This is a genomic window from Candidatus Nitrosotalea sinensis, from assembly GCF_900143675.1.
Lineage (GTDB): Archaea > Thermoproteota > Nitrososphaeria > Nitrososphaerales > Nitrosopumilaceae > Nitrosotalea > Nitrosotalea sinensis.
Map to the genome: position 1 here is coordinate 151,598 of NZ_FRFC01000004.1, position 21,364 is coordinate 172,961.

The following is a 21,364-nucleotide window of genomic DNA, read 5'->3' on the forward strand; positions in this document are numbered from 1 at the left end:
CTGATTTTTATTCACTCTACATCTATCAAAACATAAGATGATCACATAATGGATGGATGGATTTACCCATTATTATTGAGCATAATTGGAGGCCCTGCTGCCATTATTTTTAGACGATGGTACAGCAAAAAAGAAACTACACCCAGCAAATTCAGAGATGCTGGAACATATGTACGAGATGACTCTCTGTATTCATATGATGACGAAGAAAAAGATTCAGACAAATCAAGTAAAAACAAAGACGCCTAATTGTGTTTGACGATGATTTACATCCTAATGCATGTGACGCAACCATTTTTATAATTGCCAATCACAAAAATTACTAAATGTCTATTTCAGAATCAAATTCCATTGCTTGTTCTCTGTTAATTGACATGAAAGGATGTCAAGAGATCAAAAAAACCAAACAGGGAACACAGTACTCCATAGATCCAACCAAAGAGCCTACCATAATTTTCAAAGATTCTGTAGGGAACAAAAAAGAAATGAAATTCAAGCAAAATTGTACAATTACCATCACGCATGAAAAAATACTATACAATCGAGATGATGTGATCATAAAGGCCGTATGATCACTAGATGATGAAAATACTTATTGACACCAAAAAACAGACAAAGGCATGGAAAACCTACTGAACAATGAAGAGATAGATTGGCTGATAAAATTCCTATCTGGAAAAGGTAGCAACAACGAAATAATTGAAAAAATAGTCAGGATAACAACTAAACTTGAAAAAATGAAGCGACGGTAAACATCTGTTTTTCAAAGTTTTATAATTACAATATCTTCACATTCAATTTTTATGGCATAAAGTTTAATTCAACAACCAGAACAAAAGCAGAACATGAGAATACTGCAATTACATTGTGACTATGTCGAGTACACTCCAGTAAAAAAGGAAATTAGGTCTGCAGAAGACCTTGATCCTCAATCAAAACGCCTGGAGGAAATTGTGGTTGCATTTGTGGCAGTAGAAGAATCAGATAATGTCGAAGTTGCAAAAAAAGCAATAAATGAGATTTCTGAATCCATGAAAAAAATAGGCTGCTCCAAATTATTGTTGTATCCTTATGCCCATCTAAGCTCAAAACTTGCTTCTCCTACAACTGCATTGTTGGTATTACAAGAAATGGAGAAAAATGCTACTGGACTTGAGGTCCACAGAGCACCGTTTGGATGGACAAAATCATACAAGATTCAAGTAAAAGGACACCCTCTTGCTGAAAACTCGAAAACAATTACAGCTGGAGAAGAAAAAGAATCATCATCAAATGCACTAAAAGCAGAATCCAAGATCAAATCTTATTGGCATATACTTACACCAGATGGACAGCTTCATGACATTGAAAAATTCAATTTTGCAAAACATCAAAACCTTGAAGTTTTAGCAAAATACGAAGCAGCAAAGAAAAGATCAGTAGACGAACCGCCGCCTCATGTAAAGTTAATGAAAAAATTGGCAATTGCAGATTATGAACCAGCATCAGATGCAGGAAATATGCGATTTTATCCAAATGGAAGACTGATGAAGTCACTCATAGAGCGATATGTTACGGACAAAGTGATGGAATACGGAGGATTCGAGGTCGAGACTCCAATTATGTATGACTCACATCATCCAAGTATGGAAAGTTATTTCCATAGATTCCCTGCCAGACAATACAGTATTGATTCAGAAGGAAAACATCTTTTCTTGAGGTTTGCTGCATGTTTTGGACAATTCCTCATGGCAAAAGATTTCCAGCTATCTTACAAGAACCTACCCCTAAAACTATATGAGCTTACAAGGTATAGTTTCAGACGAGAGCAATCAGGAGAACTAGTAGGTCTTCGAAGATTGCGTGCATTTACCATGCCAGATTGCCATGCCATGTGCAAGGACATGAATCAAGCAAAAGAGGAATTTAGAAAAAGATTTGATTTATCAAGAGATGTGCTAAAAGGCCTGGGCATTGAAAACGATGATTACGAAATGGCAATCAGATTTACTGAAGAATTTTACAATGAAAATAAACCACTGATTCAAGAATTGGTATCAAAGCTTGGAAAACCAGTTCTTGTCGAAATGTGGAAAGAGAGATTCTTTTACTTTGTACTTAAATGGGAGTTTAACTATGTAGACAACCTTGGAAAAGCTTCCGCATTATCTACTGATCAAATTGACGTAGAAAATGGTCATAGATATAAAATTGATTTCATGGATGATGCAAACAAGCCTCAAAATCCAATAATCTTGCACAATTCCCCAAGTGGTGCAATTGAGAGAGTCATGTACACCTTACTTGAAAAAGCCGCCAAGGACCAAAGAGAAGGACGAAAACCAATATTTCCACTGTGGCTTGCCCCTACTCAAGTGCGATTAATTCCTGTTAAACCTGAATTTCTAGACCATTGTGAAAAACTTGCAGACAAGCTTACCGAAAACAACATTCGAGCAGACATTGATGATAGAAATGAAAGTGTAGGAAAAAGCATCAGAGATGCAGAGACTGAATGGATAAGATACATAATAGTAATAGGTGAAAAAGAAGTAAACTCTACTACCTTATCCATACGAGACAGAAAATCAAAAGATTCTCAAAATCTTTCAATAGATGATTTCATTGCAAGCATCAAAGAAGAAACAAAAGGCAAGCCGTTCATGAGAATAAACATGGGCCGAAGTTTGTCAAAAAGACCACAAATCATGGTCTAGCAAAAATTATGATGCGTCCAAGTCTCTTGGATCAATTTGCAATGATTTATTGAAACACTCTAACGCTTCATCATACCTGCCAAGTGCACGAAGTACAACTCCTTTTTTGTTTAACAAGTCTGGATTGTTCTTATTTTCAACAAGTGCCTTCTCAGTATCGACAAGTGCTTGATCAAAATCGCCGTTTTCTATAAGTTGTGATATTTTTAGGACAAGTGATTCAATATCTTTCTTCATTAATGATATAATGGAGTTTCTGCCTTAAGTTACTTACGGGAGATATTCATCGCAATTACTTCAGACATGAGTTTTGCAGCAATAGATGCTGTTGCACCGTTATCATAAAGAGGGCATAATTCTACAATATCCATGCAACGAATGGTGTTACCTTCTAATGCATATATCATATCAAATAATTCTCGCGATGTTATGCCCATGGCCTCTGGATTTCCTACACCAGGCGCAAATGCTGGGTCAAGCACATCTAGGTCTATGCTTACGTATATTTTATCAAAAGTTGACATGAAATCTTTTACCATTTTTGGACCTCTTCCTTCTCGTATGTCCTTGTCTGTTACTGTGTTTATCTTGTGTTCTGTTTTAAATGCAAGTTCCTCTTTTACAAATGACCTTGCACCTACATGAACAATATTTTCTGCCCCCCTCTTCTCAACAATTCTTCGCAGATATGCAGCATGGCTTAGTTTGATATCAGCGTAGGAGTCTCTCAAGTCATAATGAGCATCAAACACAATGTAGCCAGTCTCTTTTGGAAATGCCATGTATGTGCCATATGTTATCAAATGTTCTCCGCCCAGGATTATCATTTGCCTGTCTCTTGCTGCAAGCTCACCTGTAATCTTTCCAATCATGTCAAGCACCTCTGTTGCAACTACGGTATGGTAGGTATTTCCAAGGTCTTCTATGTTGACACTTTCTAGATCAACATTGAATCTCGTAGAGAATATTTCGATATTGTTAAAGGCTTGTCTTACTGCGTCAGGGCCAAATCTTGTTCCAGGTCTAAAAGAGTGAGTAGAATCAAAAGGAATTCCATAAACTATTGCAGATACTTCGCCGTCTTCACTTGGACTAGTAATCAACGGGTTTCTATTCATGTATAGATCAAGAAAACTCATTTGTGTATCGCTCATTTTATCGTGATATAATAATATTTCATTGATTATGATTTAGCACTTAATTCTTTGACCAGAATTTTTGAATCTGTATTGGCGTTCCACCCATTGTTCCAGTTGCACAACTTTCATCACTACACTCAGTGAATTTTGTAATTCTGATAGAGTCACTTGTAAATGAGCCTTGGGCTGTAAAACTATTAGGACCTGTTACTTGGAATAGTGTACCACTTATTGTACCTGCAAAGGGAAAATCAGGTGCATTCCAAGTACAAAAGTCGTTTGACGGATAATCCGGAGAACTTGCAGAAGTAATACTCAACACTCCTTTCAAATTATTACCTGTTTGAACAAAGTCTGCCTGCCATTGTCCATTGAAAGTGCAACCATCTGAAGTGGTATCATGCATTGTGAAATATCCACCCCACTTTCCGGTGACGTTTACCTGTGAAGTCAGAACTGATGTTAAAGCTGGTCTAGAGTTTTGATTTTGAGCTACATTTACTGCAATATTTGCAGGGTTGAGACTCCAATTTGATCCAGTACCATAATCAATTTGTCCGCAGACTGGAAGACATTTGTTTGCAACATTGTAAGCATTTTGAGGATCAAAAGTTGGATTGCCATTTTTGCTATTTTGCTTTGCCGAGTCTACAATTGCACTATGTATATCAGATTGAGACAAATTCGGATTATTTGCCCAAATTGCAGCAGCACCTACAGCTAAATTAGGTGCTGTAAATGATGTACCAAGGGGACAGCATGATGCAGTTGATGAATCATAAATTATCCCAGTACCATAATTAGAACCCAAGGTATTGTCATTTGTATATTTTTTAGGTTGATTAGTAGAAGGGTCTGTTTGTCCAACTAGAGTAAAGATATTTTTGTACAAGGCACTTTGATCTGATTTTGTTTCTAGTTTTTGCACTGCATTTGATAAATCTACGTTATCGTTTCCAGCAGATTGGTAAAACAATACATTATTTTTTTGAACCCAATCAAGATTTGCAAGAGATTCAAGACGTGTGTTAATTGAATTATAATATTTTTCATCTGCTTGATCAACAACCTGTCCATTTGCATCCCTGAGGCCTTGAGACATTGATAAATTGATGACAAGTTTTTGGTTATTTTCTTGTGCTGTAGCTACTGCTCTCATAATATTCCAGTTTATGTCATTACTGGTAAAGACCTCTTGTACATTCCCTTTTTCATCTTTTACAGTCGTGGGTGGAACCTGTAGTGCAAGTATTGAAATATCTGAATTTTTTGACTGTATCTCATTTATCACTTGACAGCCATGAGGAAGTGCTACATATCCGTTACATCCTCCTCTAAAATCGTCAATTATTGCCATAATTACGTGTGCGTTAGGGTTTGGATTTTTAGCAGGATCTGATATAGAGTTAATTATCGTAGGAGATGTTGCTCCGAACAAATTAGTAGACAAGATAAAGTTAGGATGTGCATCTATTACAAACGATTTTTGCAATGCACTTGAAATGAAATTTTTTACATCATTGACTTGAACAAGATAATAGCCAGTCAAAGGAATAGATGACAAGATTTTTCCAGAATTATCTGCGACAAGACTAGAGATATCATCATCATTGGAATTGGCATAAACATATAGTAAAACTTGATTAGGAATAGCTTGAACAGTCAAGGTAACCCCATCCTTGTCAGTATATTCTATCATTTGAGGGGCTGTACCATTTGTTGGAAATGCGGTAGCACCACTCAATATCCCCGTCATATTCTGTTGTGATGATATTGGTGCAGATATTATTCCGTTTTCTACCATGTATTTAATTCCGTTTAGAAAATCAGAATCTCCAATCTGTCCCTCAGACCAATACTTGGCATTGTTTTTCACCCAGGAAGGAATTGTCTTTTGCGAATTAGGGTTTGCATGAGTTGATGATATTGAGATTATTCCGGATTGTATAAGATATTGTATAGAATTTACAAAATCACTATCTCCAATAGAACTGTTTGACCACAATTTGGCAATATTTTTGATCCAGGTTGGAATATGGGCAGTCGAAGTGTTTGCAACATTTGAGATTGCCGGTGGCATCTGTTTCACATCTGCAATGTCAAAAGAATCAGATATCGCTGACACAATTTGTGAATTTTGAATCAATTCAGCCTGAGAGCCTTCGATGATTAGTACCCACACATCATTTGAATGCGGTATCAACATCCAAGTGGAGATCCATGGTAGAGATTGACCACTGGAAGATGTCTTGTCCCAAGTCATTGTAACCCCATATGCTGTTGTCCCTCTATAGTTAGTCACATTTGGAAAGAATTGAGAATTGGAACATGTAAATCCGCGATTTTGAAGATTTGCGTTAGTGCATCCAGCTTGCATCGTATTTTTAATTTGTCCTAAAATGTCTGCGGATGATTTTCCATTGTACGGATTATTTCCTTGCAATATGCCTGCATTAATTTGTAGATTACTGTCAGGATATAGAAGATCTGATTTTATAGCATACTGGGAACTTACATGTTCTACAATATGCCAATCAGAGGGATACTGTATAGAAAATCCATATGATGTATTCTGATAAGTTTGATATGTCGTAGAATCACTAGAAGATAAAGCAGATACATGACTTGTCATCAACACAGTTGGGAAAAGAAACAATACTGCAAACAAAAGACCTACAAACTTTCGATAAAGCACGGTCAGAATATCGCATCGTCTATCTAATAAATAGTCCATAAAAAATCAAATCTGATTTTGAAAAATATAAGATATAAACAAATGTGATATTTTATTTGCCAGTATGTCCAATATTATGAGTAAGGAATCTATAACTGACTGCAGCTATGCTCGACCCAACAAAAGTTGCTGTCCAATACAACCATAGATCATTTACATATCCTGATACCAACGCAGGTGCCAGAGATCTTGCTGGATTCATCGATGCGCCGGAAACAAATGCCAAAAAGAAAATGTCAAGACCTACCATGCAGCCAATCATAATACTTCCAAATCCTCGAAATCCCTTTTTGTGTACAACTAATAGAATCATAGACATTAACAATGCAGTAGCCAAAACTTCAACTCCGATGATCAGAGGTATTGGATAATGATAATCAGGTGCATTAGCACCAAGATTTGCATCTGCGCCTATGATATATTTTACAAACAAGCTTCCCAATATGGCCCCAATTATTTCAGCTCCAAGATATAATGGAAAAAGATGTCTAGGAGTATGCCTAGTGATTAAAAACCCAACTGTTACTGCAGGATTAAAGTGCGCCATGGATATCTTGGCAAACAAATACACCATTAAAGCAACTGCTACTGCAGGAGCAAGAGCTACAAACCACAATCCGAACTTTCCAGCATATCTTACATCTAACACAACAGAGCCTGTTGCAAATACTACAATCACAAATGTGCCTAGCAATTCTGCAAAAAACCTCTTTTGGTTGGAAGTTAATCTGTTAATTAGATTCAATTTTTGTAACAAGTTCTAATACCTTTTCTTCTATCTTGTTTCTAATCTCTCGAACTTTTTCTAGAGGTTTGCCTTTTGGATCTTCAATACCCCAGTCTTCAAACTTGCCAACAAAGATGGCAGGACATTCTGTTTTGTCAATACATCCCATGCTTATGTTCAACCATGAATCACGAATCAATTCTTCTGATAATTCTTTTGGTTTTTGATTGCTGATATCTATCCCAACTTCTTTCATGGCTTGAACTGCAAGAGGATTGATTTGTGGGGTAGGCCTAGACCCTGCGCTAATTGGAGCCCATCCCCTTGGTGCATATTTTCTAAAAAAACCTTCGGCCATCTGACTTCTGCCTGCATTCTCAACACATACAAAGAGAATCTTTTTCAAGTTTTGTTGTTTTCCAAGGAATTTCATGGTATCACTTTATTGCCTTGATGACCAGGCTTGTAATTTTTCGTCCATTGACCCTTTCGCCCTCCATGTACACTCTCTCATCTAGGACACTGATATTGTGAAACCCTGCCTTTTTGATGCATTCAATATAATGCTCCCGTGTAAGTGCACCATCTATACAGCTACACCATTGCTCATGATTTACCTGATCACCACTTAATTCCGTATCTGTTATTAGATCAGAAATAACCATCCTACCCCCATCTCTTAGTATCCTGTAAACTTCCTTGAATGCATTTGTCTTATCAGTTACAAGATTAATCACACAATTACTTGTTACAACATCAACAACATTGTCATCAATTGGAATGCCATTTTCAACATCTCCTTTTCTGAATTCAACATTAGTATATTTTCCATTGGCTGCATTTTGTCTTGCTTTTTCAATCATTTCGCCAGTCATGTCTATGCCAATTACCTTGCCAGAGTGAGATACCTTGTTTGCAGAAAGAAACACATCAATTCCCGCACCAGATCCTAAATCTACTACCATTTCGCCCTCCTTAAGATCAGCAAATTTTATTGGGGCACCACATCCAACACCCAATACAGATTCTCCGGGTATCGACTTTAGATCTTCTTGAGAATATCCGATTAATTTGGCAGCATCAATCGGAGCATCACCTGTAGTACAACCTCCAGGCATGCAGCAACAATCAGAATTACCAGTTAAAGCGATCTTTCCATATCTTTCCTTTACTTTGTCCTTGATTATATCCATCATTATGGTTTATCTAGTAAACCATTTAAGTTGTCAAGGAGAAACTATTACAGTTAGTGTAAAAATGGAAACTAAAAGAAAATCTCTTCCAATGGCAAAAGAAAATTGTAATTTTGAAGGCTATGACGTTATTTCTTTAATGTCAGAAACTTCAAAGCTTAGAAAAATAATTACAAAAAGAGGTACACTTGAGATCCTGATTCCTTTATGCTGTACAACCAAACCTGTAAGATACAAACAATTCAAACAATCCTTGAAAGGAATAAGCAGTAAGACACTTACAACAAGACTAAAGGAGCTTGAAAAAAATGGAGTTCTAGAGCGACTAGCATATAATGAAATTCCGCCAAGAGTCGAATACAAGCTGACTAGTAAGGGGCAGGATCTTGTAGAATCCATAATTGACTTGCTACAATGGATGAAAAAATGGTCTAGAAAATAAAGAGTTTAAAACATTCTTCAACATGTCTAGACGGGCAAGCGCCGCATCTCTAGTTGTATAATACCTGTTTTGCGATCTGATTACACTTGACATGAACCTGCTCGTCGCTAGATTTCCTGCACAGTGAGCACACGAACTGGTTTACCATGCTACATACGGTGCAACGTTGGAATTCTTCCATAGTAACACCACAGTTTCTACATGAATCTCTTCGCATAGTTGTAATTTCTATAACTTTCTTTATAAATTATAGCACTCACAGACTTGACACACATGTGTAAATATTTGACCAATTTTTTATTTTTAATAGCAAAAAAGGCAGAATTAACAAAAAAAGCGATCATAAAAATACAGTCATAATCAACATTCTAGGCAAGGAGTTCTATTTCCAGAAGAACTGGTCCAATCCCGTCTGTTTTGGTTCTCCAATCAGGCTTGCAAAATCAAGGTCCATGGACGACAGAATCTGATCAAATGTGCTTTCCATAAATTCCACATATTTTGAAGTATCCACTTCATCAGGTCTTGCAAGTTCCACCGGTTTGACCCCAGGTTTGTTTATTATTTTGACATATGCTATGATATCGCCTTTTTTTATCTCTCTTATCTGTTCAAGCAATTTAGCAGCCCTGATATGTTGAGGAATAGTCTTGACATATTCTGACGGCGATTTACTAATCATCACATGAAATGCAAGATCGGTGAGCGGAATTTGCTTTGATTTTAATTTCTTGGCATAACTTGAGATCATATCGCCAATCTTTGTTTTTGACTGGACAAACTCTTGCTCATTTTGTACTTTTGATAATATCTCTAGTATTTCATAAAAGAGATTTTTAATAAATGGCGGAGTGTGTGATTTTTTTCCAGTTAGTCCCTTGACATCTACTTTGCCATCCTTTTGCACACCAAGATAATTTTTCTTTCTTGTGCTAAATACGACATAACGATATTCCTTGTCAAGATCAAGGTCAACACCAAATTCTGTCTTTGCCCATTCGACAACTTTCTGTACTTGATCTCTTGAGGGTGCCTTGAGGAAGAGAGAGTCAGTATCCCCATATAGTACATCAATTCCAAAAGATTTGCATTTTTCAATAGTTTCCACAATCGTATATCTACCAACAGCAGTTGTTGCCTCTGCTACTGGAAGACAGTATAATGGAAATATCTCAGCACCCATTACACCATAGCTTGCATTCAAGATGACCTTGAGCGCTTGGCTTACTACAGTATAGAGCTGCTTTTGATCAGAAGAAAGACTGGGGTTTTTTGAGAGGCTTTTGTAATAGTTCACTCTCAAGTCCCGTAGAGAGCCAATCAATATTGCAGTAAGACCATTTTTTTTGGCACATACCCAGTGAGGAGTACCTGGAATTAAGTTATTTTTGCACTCGTCATGTATGCAACGTACTGTCTCGTATGAGAGGTTTCGTACTTTGATTATGCTGGGATATAGACTTGCAAAATCCATTACAGATACGTTAAAGTGAATTCCTTCAGTCGGCTCTACAACCAACCCTCCTCGATATTTCTTGTCTTTTATTACTGCCTCAGTTGATGCAGCGCCAGATTTTTGATCAAGTTCTTCTCGCCTTGGAATCAAATAGTTATGTTTTCTATGTTCAAAATAAAACAGACTACGAATCCATTGTGACACTCCCATTCTTGAGATATCATCAATTGGCATGCGACCAATTCTTGTAATTACAACAAGCAAATTCATTAGAAGATCATTGTTGAAACTTGTCAGTTTCTGCGTGATCCTAGCGTCATTAAAACAATAGTTTGCAAGTTCGTAAAATGATAGATCTTCCAATTCCCCATCATATTCAGTTTTAGATTCTTCAATAAGTCCCTCACATATGCTGTTTAATGAAAAGTCAGAATACTTGTGCGAGAATGCATATATCTGAAATGAACGATTTGAGAAAGTTCTGTACAAATCAATATGTACGCCTTTTTTTAGAGTGGCAGAATCCCTCATCATAATAAGTGGAATATCTTTTAGAGGAATTCCAAGACGTTCGCCTCTGTTATACATAAACGGCATATCAAACTCATCCCCGTTGAATGTAATTACAAATGGATAATTTTCTAAAACCTTGAATGCATCTCTTATCATATCTACTTCCTTGTCTTCCTCGTAGAAGACTACCTTTACATCAGCAGGTAATTCACTTGTACCCATCTGCCTGCCGGCTCTTTTTAGAACAAAGACTGACTTGAAATCATCACTTCCACAAAATCCTATTGCAGTGATTTTCTTATCTGCAACTTTTGGATCAGGAATCCTGCCTGTCTCAGACTCTACCTCAATATCAAATGTAATTCTACGAATGTTTGGAACAGGTTGGTTGAGTAGATTTGCCCAATCGCTGATATGATTTTGAAATTCTTTGGTATCAATTATTCCAATATTTGTAACCTTGTCAAATAATAGTCCCTTTAGTGCAAGCTGTACCTCATCAGGTATCTGATATGAGAATTCTTTGAGTTTTCCATCCTCGATGGTATAGTATCTGCCGACTATCAGAGAATTGTCATACAGATAATTTTCATAATACTTGATATCAGACTCCCAAGTATCCATAATGTTTCTTATACTCTTGTCAGTCTGAGTTCCACCAATTGCCAGAGGATCAGTTACAACAATTTTTGTCATGTCAATAATACGGTCTTTTAGCAAATCTTGTCTTTTGACACCCTCAAGTTTTAGTACATCAGTTCTATCGGACAAGAACTTCAACTCTTCAGGATTTAATTTCGAATAACAGTACGGCTTGTGTCCAGTGTTGTCCATCCATAGTTTCAATGTTTGTGATTTTGGCTCATAGAATTTGAGAACTGCCGATTTTTTCATTCCATCATATGCTGCTGACACAAGAAGTGCAGGAGGCATTGTTGTAGTTACTTCTTCTACTGCGTTTGACATTCACATCACTTTGGTGTCAAGTTGGAATTTGGTTCTTCAAGTAGAACCTGTATCCAGCGGTTTATTCGCTTTTTGTCAAGAATTACAATTTCAAGCCCTGCTTGACGTAACAAATCATAATCAGTTTCAGGATAGTTTCCAAGGCATACTATTTTTTTTATCCCTATTGTGATTGCCATCTTGCTACATTCCAAGCACGTGATAAATGTGGTATATAGAGTAGAGTCCTTTGTGCCAGACCCAACTCCCAAGATAGCACAATGCATTATTGCATTTGCTTCAGCATGATTGCACAGACATCTATCAAGACCTTCACCTGATGCTATTTTTCCCTCCATTCTCATTTGGCATCTCTTGCAGCCGCCCTCAAAGCAGTTTTTTACTCCAGGAGGTGTTCCATTATACCCGGTAGCAATTTGCCTGTTATTTCGAACAATTACTGCTCCAACTTGTCTTGTGATACAGTTAGAACGCAATTTTGCAAGTTCTGCCTGGAGCATGAAGTATTCATCCCAAGTAGGTCGGTCAAATGCCTTGTCCATATAGGAACTGGTCCAACCCTCCAATATAAGATTACAAATCTAGTCAAAACACAATCGAGTACAGCATAGCTATTGATCCTAAACAAGCTTTTTACCAAGATGTTGTAAATTGTAAATTAATTGAGCGATAATTTCGTAGAACACAGGTACATCAAAAAGTCAACCATAGAGCACAGAGATTACCAACATAATCTTGCCAAGCAAGCAATTGCAGAAAATTGCCTAATAGTATTACCAACAGGACTTGGAAAAACCACAGTAGCATTACATGTGATTGCCGAGTTTGTATCACGTGGAAAAGGAGGAGTCTTGTTCTTGGCTCCCACCAGAGTCTTGGCACATCAACATTATGAATTTTTGAAAAACAACTTGTTGATAGACGATATTGCTCTTGTCACTGGAGAAGATCTACTTGCCAAGAGAAAAAAACTTTGGATAAACAGCATAATCTGTGCAACACCTGAGATTGTAAAAAATGATCTAGATAGACAGATTGTATCCCCTGAACAATTTTCTCTAGTCATCTTTGATGAAGCACATAGAACAGTTGGAGATTATGCTTACTCAGGAATTGCAGAACGTTTTGCAGATATGGATGTGCGAATAATTGGAATGACTGCAACCCTTCCAAGTGAAAAACAAAAAGCAGAGGAAATGGTCAAGATATTAAAAATTGCAAGTATTGCCCAGAGAACAGAAGAAAGTCCAGATGTAAGCCCGTATGTACAGCAGACAGATACACAATGGATAACAGTAGAGCTTCCACCGGAGATGAAAGAGATTCAATCATTGATCAAAGCTGCAATTGATTCTAGGTACACGGAACTTAAGCGACTTGGTCTGAATCTTTCAGGAGGCAGATCCATGTCAGAGCTACTACGGGTCAGAGACTTTGTAATACGACAAAATCGTCGTGCTGCCAAACCACTCTTTACTGCAATACGTCTTATTCATGCACTAAATGTCTTTGAATCACATGGAGTGACATCTTTTCTGCGATTCTGTGAGAGAACTCAAGAGAAGAAAGGTGCCGGAATTAGAGACTTGTTTGAAAATGACTTGAATTTTGGCAAGGCAGTAAGACTTGCACAACAGGCACAGCAAAAAGGAATTGAACACTCCAAGATCGACAAACTAAGAGATGTCTTACAAGGAATATCTGGAAAGGCACTTGTTTTTACAAGCTATAGGGACTCTGTAGATATAATACATCAGAAACTAAATGAGATGGGAATCCCTTCTGGGTTTTTAATAGGAAAAGCTGGCGAGACAGGACTCAAGCAAAAAAAACAGATAGAAACAATACAAAAATTCCGAGATGATCAATACAAGGTTCTAATTGCAACAAGAGTAGGAGAAGAAGGATTAGACATATCTGAAGTCAACCTAGTGGTCTTTTTTGATAATGTCCCAAGCTCTATTCGTTACATACAGCGAAAGGGTAGAACTGGAAGAAAAGATTACGGAAAACTCGTAGTTTTAATTGCAAAAGACACCACTGATGAAACCTATTACTGGATAGGAAAACGCAAAGTCACTGCAGCAAAAAACATGGGAGAAAAAATGAACAGATTCCTAGAGCAACAAGAGACTCCAAAGATAAAGAACAAGACAGGCCTTGATTCATTTTTCTAGACAAGCCACATACAAATCACAAGTTAAATATCATTAAAATCTCACAAACTTTTGATGAAAACCGCAAGGAATGCCCTTCTGTTACTTTGTATTATTTTACCATCACTCTTAGTTCCAATCTATGCTGATAGCTCTTCAGGACTTGCAGTATCTACAAACAAAGATTCCTATCAACCAGGAGACAAGGTTACAATCAGCGGTTCTGTGTCCCAAATAATTGACAACAATCCTGTCACCATCATAGTAAGAAATCCAATGGGAAATGTCTATGATGTAGGACAGGTCAAACTATTGAATAATCTCTTTGTTCACGATTTTGTGATAAATGATGATTCTCTTGGTGGTACGTATACAGTGAATGTAAAATACGGAACATCATCAAACCAATTGCACTTTGTTTTAAATGCCGGAGTTCTCACTACTATTCCAATCTATGACAGTGAAATAAAGATTAGAACAAACAGTACAAATCCAATAAAATATGGAGATGTCTCAGTATCCACAGTTGATAAGACAATCAACATATTTATGGATACATCAGACATTACAGGAAGTTCAACATATCAACAGTACCAAATTCCAAAACAAGTCATTGATACACCAGGAGGAAATATCATTGTAAAAATAGACGGTAAACAAACACTATGTCCTCAGAGTGAGACAGACACTATGAGAATACTTGATTGTACCATTCCTGCCAACTCTAAAGAAATTGAATTTACAGGAACAATAGTTATTCCAGAGTTTGGTCCCCTGGCAGGACTTGTAATACTGGCATCAATATCATCTGTAATAGTTTTCTCAAGAATTACCAAGACACGTTTTTGAAAAATATTAGGACAGGTTTGCCCTAGATGCAATTTCACGTATCTTGTCCCGCATATCAGAGATCTCATTCCTATAATTTTCAATCTCTTTTTTTGCAAGATAGTTGTCTTTTTGAAATTTATCCAGATGAGATTCACATATCCAAAGAAATTCTAGATCATAAGATATAGAATCATGTGAGTAATTTTCTGAAATTGCGTCAGGATGTTCTTTTTCAAACAACATCATCTCAGGCAAGTAACCAAGTTATTTCTGACCATTTCCAAGAAAGAATCCAATTCTTTTTTTAGAGATTTGTTATCTCGAATTTTCTGGGTCCAAACAGGTTTGGTCCTGTCATGATGAACAAGTTCTTCACATGCCAAGTCAACACCAAACACATTCAAGACATCTTTTGTTATTTCATCATGAATATTTTCAGATATTTTTATCAAATCACTAGTAGAATCATCCTTGAATTTCATACACTATACGGTAATTTGCTCCTGATACTTGGCTATGTCCAAATAATGTAACAAATTAGTGTAAGGATAACACAATAATCAAAAAGTTATTTAACATCAAGTTTTGCCTAGCTTGTATGATTACATACGTTCTTGCAACATGCATACCAGGAAATGAAAAGGAAGTAATCCAAGAAATAAAAAAACTTCCAAATGTGGTCGAAGTAAACGGAATAATGGGCAAGTATGACATATTTGTAAAGGTCCAATCAAGTGATGTAACAAAGGTTGATTCCACCATAGGCAAACTGCGAAGTGTTCCACATGTCACAGGCACCGTTTCAATACCCGTCCTTTACGGTCAAGGCGGAACAGTAGACAACGAATAATCTCCAGTATATTTTTCCTTTATTTTAACAAAAACGCCAAGATTATCTATGTTGAGTACAATATTATATCATGGACAGGATAATAGAGGTCTCAGACCCACATAGGATAAACAGAGCACCTGACAAAACAGTTGTTTTGCTGTCAAATGGTAAGTTTTTTGAGCGAGGTCATATTGTCAAAAATATTTGTTTGAATCTATACATACAACACAGAACTGAGAATATTGGCCCTTATTCCTTGATAACAGTGCTTGTGGAAACAGACAAGGGAACAATAGAGATGACATACGACGAAGGATACAGAGGAGTAAATGCATTGGAAGAAGCAGTAGCATTTCTAACCTCTCACATAGGAATATCAGGTTTGATTCTAAGGTCCATCATACAACTAGACCAGTCATTAAATAGAAACAATTTATTGGTGATAGCGCCAAGTGAGCAGGATCTTGAGTTTTATGAAGTTTGAAAGAAAGCCAATAATATCAATTCCCACATGTGCCATGTGCGCCAAACCTGTCAAAGAGCACAGTCCAGAACAGATGAAATTATGTACGGAAGAAAGACGCAAATCTCTTGCAAAATAATTTTAAAGCGAGTATAAAAAATTTGGTACAATACATTGCAGTCCCACCAGATACATACGTCAGAGTAAAAAGAGGACTGCAAGAAGACCACATGGTGTCACAGTATCCATCATTTCATGAATCCATGTATGATTCATTTGAGATAATATCAATAGAAGGAAGGGCAGCAATCCATTATTACAAAAATGGAAGACTAGCATTGGAAGGAGATGAGAACAATTCATTTTTCCGGAGAATAGTTCGTCAGGTAAACAAGATTGTTTCAACAAGAGATTATCTCTAAAGGCCTTATTTTGAATCAGTGCCGGGCCAATTTTCCACATCAAACCCAGGACAATTTCCGGAAAACTCTCGTACCATTATGACACGACAAATTTGTTCTTGTAATCCCGAGTGTTCAGCAAACGGTTTTCTACATATAGGACAGCGCGTTTTCTTGAACAATACAAGATACACTCATGATTCTCTTAATGAAATTTTCTCTCACAAATCAAGTTCACTTGCATCTTGCAGTTTGCCAGTAAGTTCAAGATACGTATACGGGTCTAGTTGCTTTGCAAATCCCTTGTCAATATTAATCAGATATATCGAATGCAAGTGAGCGTTTAGAATATCTTCTTCCTCAATTGGCGGATTTTTGTAAAACCGGTCTACAAGCGACTTTATTTTTGCAACTTCTTCTGGTTTTCTATCCTTTGGAGGTTTCAAGAAGATTTTTGGAATAGGCAGGATGCCAACAACAGGTGTTGCCATTGCAAACTTGGAACAATGTTTACTATATCGAGCTATCTTGCTCGCTATTCTTGCCACATAATAATCGATAGTATCAAGTGCATGATCAGGAGGTGTAAATCCTGTCTCAATTTCCAGGATAAATGTACCATCACCTTTTGTTGCAAAGACATCACATACAAGTATGCTTGAGAGTTGCTTTTCAATGTCAACGGTATATCCATGAGATATCAAATTAGAGGCACAGATTATCTCAAGTACCGAGTGATTTATCTTGACAAGATTTTTTTTGTATAGTTCTATCAATCGCTCCCTTACAAAATTTATCTTGGATTTTACTTCAGAAGATTGACCGCTTGCAAGTTTTTCAGCTACTGTGTAAATATCGTCTGTAAATTTTTCTATATCCAAAATCTACTCTACAAATCAAGGTCGGGGTTTAAGAGGATAGCTGTGAGAACTTGAAGAATTCAAACCACACCAAATCGGTTTTAGATCGTATGGCATGTAGTATAAAAAAGCGTTTACGGATCTTTGTATCGAAGTGGTTTTATTCTAGAACCACAATATTTGTCTGTGATAAAACAGATAATACAAATTCTTTCAAGAAAACGACAATTAGGAAAGTATAGGAAAACAGAATCAAACAACCATGTCCCTCTTAGCATCTATGATGACGGAATAACTTTTGGATACGCAAGAGATGGCGAATCCATAGACGACCTTGTGTGAAAGACTAGTCTTTATGCAGATGCTTTCCAAGCCTGCACGAGGAACAAATGTATCTTCCATCCTTATCAGCAGCATAAAGTTGTGACATGCAATTACAATCATGACACTGACACTTTTCTGCCATGAGTCTTATTTCATATAACCTAGTACAAAAACAATTTCCAAAATTCCAAGTTTGGAAAAATCTATAAAATTAAAAATATTACAAACAGTATGAACTATTGGCTTTTAAAACAAGAACCTACTGGATATAATCTAGATAGCCTAGAAAAAGAAAAGAAAACTGTCTGGGACGGAGTCCACAACAATCTGGCCCTAAAGCACATGCGTGCTGCAAAGAAAGGAGACCAAGCAATATTTTACCACACAGGAGATGAAAGACAAGCAGTTGGAATTGTAGAGATAACAACAGACCCATATCCAAATCCGAAAGAGATTGAAAAAAGGTTCATCGTGTTTGACGTCAAGTTTGTCAAAAGGCTAAAACGTCCAGTTACACTTGATGAAATAAAAAATGATTCTAAATTCAAAAATTGGGAGCTAGTAAAAAATTCCAGACTTTCTGCAATGCCTGTTCCAAAACCACTCTGGGATGATATAATCAAAAAATCAAATAGTTAAGCAGCATCATCATACAAGACATATTTCACAATCACATGTCTTATCGATGTCATTTTTTGCAAGACATTTACTGTGCTGTCCTGCCTGACATTGGACACATATGGAATTTTTGTTTTCAAGATCGGAATATTTTGGAGCACCATCAAAACCAAATCCTCCGTCCTGTGGACCTACCATATTTTTTCTAGTTTTAGCTATTATTTTTGTATGACTAAAGATTTTTTATCAAGAGAAAATGAGGTATTAACATGATAGATCTATCAAATGATGACAAACTTGTACTATTACAACATGCAATTGCTAAATATGAAGATGAGAATACACTGATTGAAAAACTAAAGACCGTTCTAGTTCAAAAAGAGATTGACAGAGGCATTGCAACACTAATTGCAACCCAAAGAGTACGAAGAATAGGACCAGACGTGTTGCAAAATAATGTCAGCCATGTTGGCGAGCTCCCTGACATGCCAGAGCACATCAAGAGCATAGTGGACAATCTCTAAGATATCATTTAGATCTTTTAATCACATATACAGAGATTAGTTTATCATAGAGATTGCACCATACCAAACAAGGTATAAGAAAATCATATCCCATATTGACAGGTTTTGTGCATGGACTTGTCCAACAAATGGACAATTGACGTATAAAAATGGACAATTAACTGAAACATTCAAGCGAACATCAAAGCCAGTTAAATGATTAAACAATTAAATAAAAAACAATCAGATGCTAAAAACTTACAAATAGGCGGAATCTCAGAGCAGTAAAGATGACAATCAAAAACATTACAGTTCTAGGTTCAGGAATAATGGGCCATGGAATTGCCCAAGTTTCTGCAATGTCAGGATACCATGTGGTATTGCGTGACATTGAAAAACAATTCCTTGATAAAGCAATGGAAAAAATCAAGTGGTCTTTAGACAAGATGGTATCAAAACAAAAACTAACAGAAGAGCAAGGAAAAGAAATTTTTTCAAGAATTACGCCCATAGTTGATCTAGGTGAAGCATTGAAGGACTGCGATTTGATGATAGAAGTAGTACCTGAAATAATGGACCTGAAGAAAAAAGTCTATGCTGAAGTTGACAAGGTCGTACCGCAAAAGACAGTCTTTGCATCAAACACAAGTACACTTCCAATAACAGAGATTGCAAACACTACATCAAGACCTGAGAGATTTATTGGCATACATTTCTTTAATCCGCCACAACTCATGAAACTAGTTGAGGTCATCCCGGGACAAAAGACAAAAAAAGAACTGGTAGATGATACAATAAATTTTGTAAAATCAGTATCAAAAGAACCAGTAGTATGCAAAAGAGACGTACCTGGATTCATAGTAAACAGATTGTTTATCCCATTGGTGCATGAGGCAGCATATGCAATGGACCGCACAGGAGCTACAAAAGAAGAGATTGACTCGGCAGTCAAATTTATACTTCATTTCCCAATGGGAATTTTTGAACTTGCAGACTTTACTGGCATGGATGTAATTCACAAGGCTACAGTTGAGATGCATTCACGAGACAAAAAAGTAATCAACCCACACCCATTAATTGAGAAACTATACGATGAAAAGAAACTAGGGCAGAAAAGTGGAGAAGGGTTTTACAAGTATTCAGGTGAACAATATGAGAGAATCAACCTCAGCGAAGAAATTGCCAAGAAATTCAACCCAATCCAATTACTGGGGAATATTCTAAACAATGCAGCTTGGCTTATCACAAACCAAGCAAGTGACCCTCAAGAAATAGAAAAGGCACTCTTACTTGGAATGGGACTCAAAAAACCATTGTTTGAAACTGCAAAACAATTCGGTATGAAAAACATTGTAGCGGAGCTTGAGAAATTGGCAAAGAATAACAAATTCTATGAGCCAGACCCGTACTTGGTCTCACTCATGTAGTGTTTGATTTAATTTTTTCAAGTATTGTTTGTACTGCTTCCTTTGGAGTAGACACGCCAATTATCAAAACATTTTTTCTATGATCAATGTATTGGTCTGCAAACTTGTCGGCAATTCCTCCAGTATTTTTTATTGCAACAATGGGTTTTTTGTACATGTATGCAGCACATGTCTCAGATAAAGTTCCGGATCCTCCGCCAATTACAATTACACCATCACCTGCCAATGCATTTAGAAAATCCCTTGCGAGACCAACTCCACTTGGAATTACAATATCACAATATGGATTTGCAAAAGAGGCTTCATTTTGCGGTATTATCCCAACGGTTATTCCGCCTGCATCTTTTGCCCCCTGTGATGCTGCCTCCATAACTCCTTTGAGTCCCCCAGTTATCAAAACAGCACCAGACTTGGCAACTTCGGCACCTGTCTCATATGCAATCTTACCAACCTCATGGGTGTAACCATTCTCATTGTGTCCTACAATTAGAATTTGGATTTTTTTTGCCAATCAACAAAATAAAAAATAAAGCTAATAAAAATTATATTTTAAAAAACGAAGAAAGAAAAACTAGTAGTTTTATGTACTAGTTTCTGTTTTCGGGGTCGTGGTTGTCGTGCTTGGCTGAGTTGTTGTAGTATCTGCAGGTTTTACCACTACATCAGTTTTTTTCTTTCGTGGTGCACGCGGTTTTTTTACCTTGACTTCCTTTGACTCTGATTTTGTAGGAGCTGTCTGTGGTTTTGGTTGTTGTGGTTTTTGTTGCTGTTGAGGCTTTTGTTGTTGAGGAGGTCTCTGACCCTGTGGCTTTTGACCTTGTTGAGGTCTGTTACCTTGTTGTGGACGTTGTCCCGGTCTCTGACCTTGTTGTGGTTTATTTCCCTGTGGTCTATTGCCTTGTGGTCTCTGACCTGGTCTTTGACCCTGTTGAGGTCTGTTACCTTGTGGCTTTTGTCCTGGTCGTTGACCTTGTTGAGGTCGCTGACCCTGCTGTGGTCTTTGTTGAGGAGGTCTCTGACCCTGTGGCTTTTGACCTTGTTGAGGTCTGTTACCTTGTTGTGGACGTTGTCCCGGTCTCTGAC

General features: G+C 37.0%; 28 protein-coding genes. 15 read left to right on the forward strand and 13 right to left on the reverse strand.

Annotated elements, in window-relative coordinates; translation table 11 throughout:
* Positions 1-48 precede the first annotated feature (48 nt).
* The 4 genes from NSIN_RS06760 to NSIN_RS06770 all read left to right on the forward strand — a co-directional run bounded on the left by NSIN_RS06760 (position 49) and on the right by NSIN_RS06770 (position 2,696).
* A complete protein-coding gene (locus tag NSIN_RS06760; protein WP_101010409.1) occupies positions 49-249 on the forward strand; it encodes a hypothetical protein in 201 nt (66 codons plus the stop codon).
* A gap of 77 nt (positions 250-326) precedes the next feature.
* Positions 327-572: a hypothetical protein gene (locus tag NSIN_RS06765; RefSeq protein WP_101010411.1), complete on the forward strand. Its 246-nt coding sequence runs from the start codon at positions 327-329 to the stop codon at positions 570-572.
* Positions 573-620: 48 nt separating this feature from the next.
* Entirely contained in the window at positions 621-752 is a 132-nt protein-coding gene (locus NSIN_RS09685; protein ID WP_281259596.1) for a hypothetical protein, read from the forward strand.
* Positions 753-845: 93 nt separating this feature from the next.
* A complete protein-coding gene (locus tag NSIN_RS06770; protein ID WP_101010413.1) occupies positions 846-2,696 on the forward strand; it encodes a threonine--tRNA ligase in 1,851 nt (616 codons plus the stop codon).
* A 6-nt stretch (positions 2,697-2,702) separates the two neighbouring features.
* Here the strand turns inward: NSIN_RS06770 and NSIN_RS06775 are convergent, their stop codons facing one another.
* From NSIN_RS06775 to arsM, 6 genes are read right to left on the reverse strand one after another with little or no spacing between them, the layout of a single operon-like run.
* Entirely contained in the window at positions 2,703-2,933 is a 231-nt protein-coding gene (locus NSIN_RS06775; RefSeq protein ID WP_101010415.1) for a tetratricopeptide repeat protein, read from the reverse strand.
* 29 nt (positions 2,934-2,962) lie between these two features.
* A complete protein-coding gene (gene speB / locus NSIN_RS06780; RefSeq protein WP_101010602.1) occupies positions 2,963-3,835 on the reverse strand; it encodes an agmatinase in 873 nt (290 codons plus the stop codon).
* 58 nt (positions 3,836-3,893) lie between these two features.
* Positions 3,894-6,569: a S8 family serine peptidase gene (locus NSIN_RS06785; protein WP_133124103.1), complete on the reverse strand. Its 2,676-nt coding sequence runs from the start codon at positions 6,567-6,569 to the stop codon at positions 3,894-3,896.
* Between the two features lie 52 nt (positions 6,570-6,621).
* A complete protein-coding gene (locus tag NSIN_RS06790; protein WP_320410676.1) occupies positions 6,622-7,326 on the reverse strand; it encodes an MIP/aquaporin family protein in 705 nt (234 codons plus the stop codon).
* Positions 7,301-7,729, reverse strand: coding sequence for an arsenate reductase ArsC (locus NSIN_RS06795; RefSeq protein ID WP_245871936.1), 429 nt, complete (start codon positions 7,727-7,729; stop codon positions 7,301-7,303). Before NSIN_RS06795 ends, NSIN_RS06790 begins: the two co-directional genes overlap by 26 nt.
* A 4-nt stretch (positions 7,730-7,733) precedes the next feature.
* Positions 7,734-8,489, reverse strand: coding sequence for an arsenite methyltransferase (gene arsM / locus NSIN_RS06800; protein WP_245871937.1), 756 nt, complete (start codon positions 8,487-8,489; stop codon positions 7,734-7,736).
* A gap of 64 nt (positions 8,490-8,553) precedes the next feature.
* On the opposite strand from arsM, the gene NSIN_RS06805 reads away from it, so the two are divergent.
* Entirely contained in the window at positions 8,554-8,931 is a 378-nt protein-coding gene (locus NSIN_RS06805; RefSeq protein WP_101010605.1) for a winged helix-turn-helix transcriptional regulator, read from the forward strand.
* A 382-nt stretch (positions 8,932-9,313) separates the two neighbouring features.
* Here NSIN_RS06805 and NSIN_RS06810 read toward each other — a convergent pair whose 3' ends face one another.
* Positions 9,314-11,866 carry a DNA-directed DNA polymerase I gene (locus tag NSIN_RS06810; RefSeq protein ID WP_101010420.1) on the reverse strand — a complete coding sequence of 851 codons (2,553 nt, stop codon included), beginning with the start codon at positions 11,864-11,866 and terminating at the stop codon, positions 9,314-9,316.
* A 5-nt stretch (positions 11,867-11,871) separates the two neighbouring features.
* Positions 11,872-12,408: a deoxycytidylate deaminase gene (locus NSIN_RS06815; protein ID WP_101010421.1), complete on the reverse strand. Its 537-nt coding sequence runs from the start codon at positions 12,406-12,408 to the stop codon at positions 11,872-11,874.
* Between the two features lie 120 nt (positions 12,409-12,528).
* On the opposite strand from NSIN_RS06815, the gene NSIN_RS06820 reads away from it, so the two are divergent.
* Together NSIN_RS06820 and NSIN_RS06825 are read left to right on the forward strand one after the other, a co-directional pair.
* A complete protein-coding gene (locus tag NSIN_RS06820; protein WP_101010423.1) occupies positions 12,529-14,043 on the forward strand; it encodes a DEAD/DEAH box helicase in 1,515 nt (504 codons plus the stop codon).
* Between the two features lie 54 nt (positions 14,044-14,097).
* Complete coding sequence (locus NSIN_RS06825) at positions 14,098-14,871, forward strand: hypothetical protein (protein ID WP_101010425.1); 774 nt, start codon at positions 14,098-14,100, stop codon at positions 14,869-14,871.
* A gap of 6 nt (positions 14,872-14,877) precedes the next feature.
* Here the strand turns inward: NSIN_RS06825 and NSIN_RS06830 are convergent, their stop codons facing one another.
* Both NSIN_RS06830 and NSIN_RS06835 read right to left on the reverse strand, forming a co-directional pair.
* A complete protein-coding gene (locus NSIN_RS06830) occupies positions 14,878-15,099 on the reverse strand; it encodes a hypothetical protein (RefSeq protein WP_101010427.1) in 222 nt (73 codons plus the stop codon).
* A complete protein-coding gene (locus tag NSIN_RS06835; RefSeq protein WP_101010429.1) occupies positions 15,096-15,335 on the reverse strand; it encodes a hypothetical protein in 240 nt (79 codons plus the stop codon). The genes NSIN_RS06830 and NSIN_RS06835 overlap by 4 nt, the downstream gene beginning before the upstream one ends.
* A gap of 116 nt (positions 15,336-15,451) precedes the next feature.
* On the opposite strand from NSIN_RS06835, the gene NSIN_RS06840 reads away from it, so the two are divergent.
* The 4 genes from NSIN_RS06840 (at position 15,452) to NSIN_RS06850 (ending at position 16,570) form a co-directional block, all read left to right on the forward strand.
* The gene (locus NSIN_RS06840; RefSeq protein ID WP_101010431.1) at positions 15,452-15,703 is read left to right on the forward strand and encodes an Lrp/AsnC ligand binding domain-containing protein; all 252 of its coding nucleotides are present in this window, start codon (positions 15,452-15,454) and stop codon (positions 15,701-15,703) included.
* Positions 15,704-15,773: 70 nt separating this feature from the next.
* Complete coding sequence (locus NSIN_RS06845; protein WP_101010433.1) at positions 15,774-16,169, forward strand: hypothetical protein; 396 nt, start codon at positions 15,774-15,776, stop codon at positions 16,167-16,169.
* Complete coding sequence (locus tag NSIN_RS09690; protein WP_281259597.1) at positions 16,159-16,287, forward strand: hypothetical protein; 129 nt, start codon at positions 16,159-16,161, stop codon at positions 16,285-16,287. The genes NSIN_RS06845 and NSIN_RS09690 overlap by 11 nt, the downstream gene beginning before the upstream one ends.
* Before the next feature lie 22 nt (positions 16,288-16,309).
* The gene (locus NSIN_RS06850) at positions 16,310-16,570 is read left to right on the forward strand and encodes a hypothetical protein (RefSeq protein WP_101010435.1); all 261 of its coding nucleotides are present in this window, start codon (positions 16,310-16,312) and stop codon (positions 16,568-16,570) included.
* 200 nt (positions 16,571-16,770) lie between these two features.
* On the opposite strand, the gene NSIN_RS06855 is transcribed toward NSIN_RS06850, so the two are convergent.
* Positions 16,771-17,430, reverse strand: a complete 660-nt coding sequence (locus tag NSIN_RS06855; protein ID WP_101010437.1) for a hypothetical protein — start codon at positions 17,428-17,430, stop codon at positions 16,771-16,773.
* 165 nt (positions 17,431-17,595) lie between these two features.
* Here NSIN_RS06855 and NSIN_RS09515 point away from each other — a divergent pair, with 165 nt between their 5' ends.
* Together NSIN_RS09515 and NSIN_RS06860 are read left to right on the forward strand one after the other, a co-directional pair.
* Positions 17,596-17,751: a hypothetical protein gene (locus tag NSIN_RS09515; protein WP_165775277.1), complete on the forward strand. Its 156-nt coding sequence runs from the start codon at positions 17,596-17,598 to the stop codon at positions 17,749-17,751.
* Between the two features lie 213 nt (positions 17,752-17,964).
* Positions 17,965-18,372: an EVE domain-containing protein gene (locus NSIN_RS06860; RefSeq protein ID WP_101010438.1), complete on the forward strand. Its 408-nt coding sequence runs from the start codon at positions 17,965-17,967 to the stop codon at positions 18,370-18,372.
* Positions 18,373-18,381: 9 nt separating this feature from the next.
* Here NSIN_RS06860 and NSIN_RS09520 read toward each other — a convergent pair whose 3' ends face one another.
* The gene (locus NSIN_RS09520) at positions 18,382-18,549 is read right to left on the reverse strand and encodes a hypothetical protein (RefSeq protein ID WP_165775278.1); all 168 of its coding nucleotides are present in this window, start codon (positions 18,547-18,549) and stop codon (positions 18,382-18,384) included.
* A gap of 71 nt (positions 18,550-18,620) precedes the next feature.
* On the opposite strand from NSIN_RS09520, the gene NSIN_RS06865 reads away from it, so the two are divergent.
* Positions 18,621-18,875: a hypothetical protein gene (locus NSIN_RS06865; RefSeq protein ID WP_101010440.1), complete on the forward strand. Its 255-nt coding sequence runs from the start codon at positions 18,621-18,623 to the stop codon at positions 18,873-18,875.
* A gap of 269 nt (positions 18,876-19,144) precedes the next feature.
* Entirely contained in the window at positions 19,145-20,281 is a 1,137-nt protein-coding gene (locus NSIN_RS06870; protein WP_101010442.1) for a 3-hydroxyacyl-CoA dehydrogenase family protein, read from the forward strand.
* Here the strand turns inward: NSIN_RS06870 and NSIN_RS06875 are convergent.
* Positions 20,274-20,792, reverse strand: a complete 519-nt coding sequence (locus NSIN_RS06875) for a TIGR00725 family protein (RefSeq protein ID WP_101010444.1) — start codon at positions 20,790-20,792, stop codon at positions 20,274-20,276. The two genes, NSIN_RS06870 and NSIN_RS06875, sit on opposite strands and share 8 nt — an antisense overlap.
* Between the last annotated feature and the right edge of the window lie 572 nt (positions 20,793-21,364).